General features: G+C 58.4%; 5 protein-coding genes. 2 read left to right on the top strand and 3 right to left on the bottom strand.

From position 1 onward, the window contains the following. Positions 1–1865, top strand: a 1865-nt coding sequence (mutS, locus tag DBR18_RS07060) for a DNA mismatch repair protein MutS (RefSeq protein ID WP_256588609.1), incomplete at its 5' end; no start/stop codon positions are given. 163 nt (positions 1866–2028) lie between these two features. Then, positions 2029–2352, top strand: coding sequence for a ferredoxin FdxA (fdxA, locus tag DBR18_RS07055; RefSeq protein ID WP_007908827.1), 324 nt, complete (start codon positions 2029–2031; stop codon positions 2350–2352). A 582-nt stretch (positions 2353–2934) separates the two neighbouring features. Here fdxA and rpoS read toward each other — a convergent pair. From rpoS to DBR18_RS07040, 3 genes are all read right to left on the bottom strand, one after another. Next, positions 2935–3942, bottom strand: coding sequence for an RNA polymerase sigma factor RpoS (rpoS, locus tag DBR18_RS07050; protein WP_007908828.1), 1008 nt, complete (start codon positions 3940–3942; stop codon positions 2935–2937). A 105-nt stretch (positions 3943–4047) separates the two neighbouring features. Continuing rightward, complete coding sequence (locus tag DBR18_RS07045; protein ID WP_108589817.1) at positions 4048–4929, bottom strand: peptidoglycan DD-metalloendopeptidase family protein; 882 nt, start codon at positions 4927–4929, stop codon at positions 4048–4050. Positions 4930–5141: 212 nt separating this feature from the next. Next, a partial coding sequence (locus tag DBR18_RS07040; protein ID WP_108589816.1) for a protein-L-isoaspartate(D-aspartate) O-methyltransferase occupies positions 5142–5625 on the bottom strand: 484 nt, incomplete at its 5' end.

Here is a 5625-nt window from a genome sequence, read left to right as displayed (position 1 = left end):
GCCTGCTGGCCTACGCCAAGGAAACCCAGCGCACCGCCCTGCCCCATCTGCGCAGCCTGCGCCATGAGCGTCTGGACGACACCGTGGTACTCGACGGCGCCAGCCGCCGTAATCTGGAACTGGATACCAACCTGGCCGGCGGTCGCGACAACACCCTGCAATCAGTGGTCGATCGTTGCCAGACGGCGATGGGCAGCCGCTTGTTGACCCGCTGGCTGAACCGTCCGTTGCGCGATCTGACCGTGCTGCTGGCGCGGCAGACGTCGATTACTTGCCTGCTCGACGGCTACCGCTTCGAAAAACTGCAGCCGCAGCTCAAGGAAATCGGCGACATCGAGCGGATTCTGGCGCGAATCGGCCTGCGCAATGCGCGCCCCCGTGACCTCGCCCGCCTGCGCGACGCCCTCGGCGCCCTGCCGCAACTGCAAGTGGCGATGACCGACCTGGAAGCGCCGCACCTGCAGCGCCTGGCGGTCACCACCAGCACCTACCCGGAGCTGGCGGCGCTGTTGGAAAAAGCTATTATCGACAATCCGCCAGCAGTGATTCGCGACGGCGGCGTGCTGAAAACCGGTTACGACAGCGAACTCGACGAGCTGCAGTCGCTGAGCGAAAACGCCGGCCAGTTCCTGATCGACCTGGAAGCCCGGGAAAAGGCCCGTACCGGTCTGGCCAACTTGAAAGTCGGCTACAACCGCATTCACGGCTACTTCATCGAACTGCCGAGCAAGCAGGCGGAATCCGCTCCGGCCGATTACATCCGCCGCCAGACCCTCAAGGGCGCCGAGCGCTTCATCACGCCTGAGCTGAAAGAGTTCGAAGACAAGGCACTGTCGGCCAAGAGCCGCGCTCTGGCTCGCGAAAAAATGCTTTACGAGGCATTGCTGGAAGACCTGATCAGCCAGTTGCCACCGCTGCAGGACACCGCTGGCGCACTGGCCGAACTGGACGTGCTGAGCAACCTCGCCGAACGTGCGTTGAACCTCGACCTGAACTGCCCGCGCTTCGTCAGCGAGCCGTGCATGCGCATCACCCAGGGTCGTCACCCGGTGGTCGAGCAAGTGCTGACCACGCCATTCGTGGCCAACGACCTGAGCCTGGATGACAACACCCGGATGCTGGTGATCACCGGTCCGAACATGGGTGGTAAATCCACCTACATGCGCCAGACCGCATTGATCGTGTTGCTGGCGCACATCGGCAGCTTCGTGCCGGCGGCCAGTTGCGAGTTGTCGCTGGTGGATCGGATCTTCACCCGGATCGGCTCCAGCGACGACCTGGCCGGTGGCCGTTCGACCTTCATGGTCGAAATGAGCGAAACCGCCAACATCCTGCACAACGCCACCGAGCGCAGTCTGGTGCTGATGGACGAAGTTGGGCGCGGCACCAGCACCTTCGACGGCCTGTCGCTGGCATGGGCGGCCGCCGAGCGTCTGGCGCATCTGCGTGCCTATACTCTATTTGCCACGCACTATTTCGAACTGACCGTGTTGCCGGAAGCCGAGCCGCTGGTGGCCAACGTGCACCTCAATGCCACTGAGCACAACGAGCGCATCGTATTCCTGCACCACGTGTTGCCAGGGCCTGCCAGCCAGAGCTACGGCTTGGCGGTGGCGCAACTGGCCGGCGTGCCGAGTGAAGTGATCGTGCGTGCCCGCGAGCATTTGAGCCGACTGGAAGACACCGCTTTGCCGCATGAGGCGCCAAAGCCTGCCGTCAAAGGCAAACCGGCCGCACCGCAGCAAAGCGACATGTTTGCCAGCCTGCCGCACCCGGTGCTGGATGAGTTGGCGAAGGTTGACCTCGATGACCTGACCCCGCGTCGAGCGCTCGAATTGTTATATGCACTCAAGAACCGGATATAAGCACCGAAGAACCGGATATAACGCAAACGGCTTCAAGCTGTTAGAATCTCGCGCGGTTTGGGATGCTGCTGGTTACTAGCCTGGCCAGCAGGTATCGCTCCCGAACCTGGCGACCCCAACCGTGAAGGGGCAACGCTGCCGCCGCCTGAGGAGAAAATTAGAAATGACCTTCGTCGTCACCGACAACTGCATCAAGTGCAAGTACACCGACTGCGTAGAAGTGTGTCCGGTGGACTGCTTTTACGAAGGCCCGAACTTCCTGGTGATTCACCCGGATGAGTGCATCGACTGCGCCCTGTGCGAACCGGAATGCCCGGCCGTCGCGATTTTCTCCGAGGACGAAGTTCCGGAAGAAATGCAGGAGTTCATCCAGCTCAACGTCGAGCTGGCCGAAATCTGGCCGAATATCACCGAGAAGAAAGAATCGCTGCCGGATGCCGAAGAGTGGGATGGCGTCAAAGGCAAGATCAAAGATCTCGAACGCTGATCTGTTGCGCGCTCGATAAAAAGGCCCCTTGCGGGCCTTTTTGCTTTTTCGGGTTTTACTTTTCTGCAGGCAAAAAAAAGGGGCGGTTTGACCCGCCCACATTTTTTCCCTATTCCCTGTATTCCTTTTCATCGTCCTGATGAATCGCGTCCTGCGATGTCCATTCCCCTCTTCCGTGAAGGGCGTGTCTATCCGTCGACACAGTGCTGATACTAAAGAGTTCCCTGCCCAGAGCAATCGGCCGTGAGAGCTGGAAAACACTGAAATAAGCCCTTCACATTAAAAAATAAGCATATGAATCAGCAGGTTAGGATTTTTGTTGAAGAGCAATCGACGTCTGCCGTCCTGCAAAAATAGGGAACACTTACGAAAAAGTAAGCCAAGGCTTACGTCGCAAGACTACAAATCCCGGCCTTCTCCACTGTATCTGTAGGAGCTGCCGAAGGCTGCGATCTTTTGATCTTGCTTTAAAGATCAAGATCAAAAGATCGCAGCCTTCGGCAGCTCCTACAGGGTGAGATTTCAGGTAATAAAAAAGCCCCGAACCAGTCGGGGCTTTCTGTTGGCGGTCGTCAGAGACGCTTACTGAAACAGCGACTCGCTCGACAGGCCATTCTTCTCGAGGATTTCGCGAAGGCGCTTGAGGCCTTCCACCTGGATCTGCCGCACCCGTTCCCGGGTAAGGCCGATTTCCAGGCCTACGTCTTCCAGCGTGCTGCTTTCATGGCCGCGCAGGCCGAAGCGTCGCACAACCACCTCGCGCTGCTTGTCGGTCAACTCCGAGAGCCACTGATCGATGCTTTGCGACAGGTCGTCATCCTGCAGCAGTTCGCACGGATCGGTCGGACGGTCATCCGTCAGGGTGTCCAGCAGGGTTTTATCCGAATCCGGACCAAGCGAGACGTCAACCGAAGACACCCGCTCGTTCAGGCCCAGCATGCGCTTGACCTCGCCTACCGGTTTTTCCAGCAGGTTGGCGATCTCTTCGGGTGAAGGTTCGTGATCGAGTTTTTGCGTCAGCTCCCGTGCGGCCCGCAGGTACACGTTGAGCTCCTTGACCACATGGATCGGCAGCCGGATGGTCCGGGTCTGATTCATGATCGCGCGCTCGATGGTCTGACGAATCCACCAGGTCGCGTAGGTCGAGAAGCGAAAGCCGCGCTCGGGATCGAACTTTTCCACCGCGCGGATCAAGCCGAGGTTGCCCTCTTCGATCAGATCCAGCAGCGACAGCCCCCGATTGACGTAACGCCGGGCGATTTTGACCACCAGCCGCAGGTTACTTTCAATCATGCGCTTGCGCCCGGCAGGGTCGCCACTTTGCGACAGACGCGCAAAATGAACTTCTTCCTCGGGGGAGAGCAATGGAGAAAAGCCGATTTCATTGAGGTACAGCTGCGTGGCATCGAGCGCCCGCGTGTAATCGATGTACTTGTGTTGTTTAAGTGAAGCGGAGTGTTTGGATTTGGAACGAACGGAAGGTGGAGCAGCCCCTTCATCATTCGACATCGAATCCGAATCGATGCCGGTCTCCATAAGGAGAACCTCATCGTCGATGTCAAACTCCGGCACTTCTTTACTGAGAGCCATTGTTATAGTCCTTTGGTGAGTTCGACCCCAAGCTCAAGCGACGCCTTTATCCTTGGCAACGCTGGAGCCTGTCCCCTCTACGCGACGGAACAGGCTGGCCTCAAATCAACGTCTTGGCAGGAACTGCAGCGGATCTACAGGTTTACCTTGTCGGCGAATCTCAAAATGCAGTTTCACCCGGTCTGTACCCGTTGACCCCATTTCGGCAATTGTCTGTCCGACCTTGACCTGCTGCCCCTCCCGTACCAACAGCCGACGGTTGTGACCGTAAGCACTGACGTAGGTTTCGCTGTGTTTGATGATGACTAATTCGCCGTAGCCCCTTAAGCCACTCCCGGCGTAAACCACCGTCCCATCAGACGCAGCTAAAACAGGCTGTCCCAAATCTCCGGCGATATCAATTCCTTTATTCAAACTACCGTTTGAAGAGAATTTTCCAATCAGAATGCCATTAGATGGCCATCCCCAGCCGGTCGGGGCCGGGCCTGGTGGAGGCAGTGGGGCTGCTGTCGATTTGCTGGCGACGGACGGTGCAGCCCCCGCAGAACCGGCCCCGGAACCGGTCACCGTGGTGGTCGTCGTGCCATTCGCCTGACGCCGGATTACCGTGGTTTTGCTCGACGATGATGGCGAGGAACTGCTGTTGCTCACCACCGCGGTCGGCGTTGAACCGGTGCGACCGTCGAAGCGAATTGTCTGACCCGGATGGATCGTATAGGGCGTAGGAATATTGTTCCGGGCAGCGAGGGCTTTATAGTCCCAGCCATAGCGAAACGCGATGGAAAACATCGTATCGCCCGGACGGACTACATACTGACCAGTCGTTACTGTAGGACGTTGCGCCACCGCATTGTTGCGATCGACCACCCGAACGTTACTCGATTTGGTGCTGGAGCAACCGACCAGCAAGGTGCTCAAGACAAGGCCAGTCACCAGGCGCTGAAAGCTCGTGTTACCCATACGCTGCGCAATGACTGTGAGACTCACCCGCCGCTCCCTTTGTGGTGGCTGAAAAAGTTGGAATGCCGTATTCCGGCATGAGATGTCGCAAGTATAACGGGCCGAACCGGCTTTACCTTGAATGAAACGAAATCGCGTCGCGCACACGTTTGCAAGTGGACAATCTGCCTCGTTTAAATCATCACTGCCGGAGTAAGACCAAGGCGAACGAAAGGAATTCAGCGCCGTTGAACAAATGCTCAGGCCAGCGGCCCGTTGAGCAACGGTACAAAGCGCACGGCACCGAGAACGTGGCGGGAAAAACCGTGTTCTTCGCGCACGATCAGCATCAGTTGCTGCACTTCCCCGGAACCTACCGGAATCACCATCCGCCCACCCGGCGCCAGTTGATCGAGCAAGGCCTGGGGCACATCGGTGGCGACGGCGGTCACGATAATGCCGTTATAGGGCGCCAGCGCCGGCCAGCCCTCCCAGCCATCGCCCCAACGAAACACCACATTGCGCAGGTTCAACTCGACCAGACGTTCCTTGGCCCGATCCTGCAAAACCTTGATGCGCTCAACCGAGAACACCCGCTCAACCAGTTGCGACAACACGGCGGTCTGATAGCCCGACCCGGTGCCGATTTCCAGCACCTTGTCCAGCGGTCCCGCTTCCAGCAGCAGCTCGCTCATGCGCGCCACCACATAAGGCTGGGAAATAGTCTGGTTGTGGCCGATCGGC

Source organism: Pseudomonas sp. HMWF021, from assembly GCF_003061005.1.
GTDB lineage: Bacteria > Pseudomonadota > Gammaproteobacteria > Pseudomonadales > Pseudomonadaceae > Aquipseudomonas.
This window is presented reverse-complemented; position numbering and strand designations above follow the sequence as displayed.

Coding starts and splice junctions, on each gene's coding strand:
- fdxA (WP_007908827.1), top strand. CDS start 2,029: ATGACCTTCGTCGTCACCGACAACTGCATCAAGTGCAAGTACACCGAC.
- rpoS (WP_007908828.1), bottom strand. CDS start 3,942: ATGGCTCTCAGTAAAGAAGTGCCGGAGTTTGACATCGACGATGAGGTT.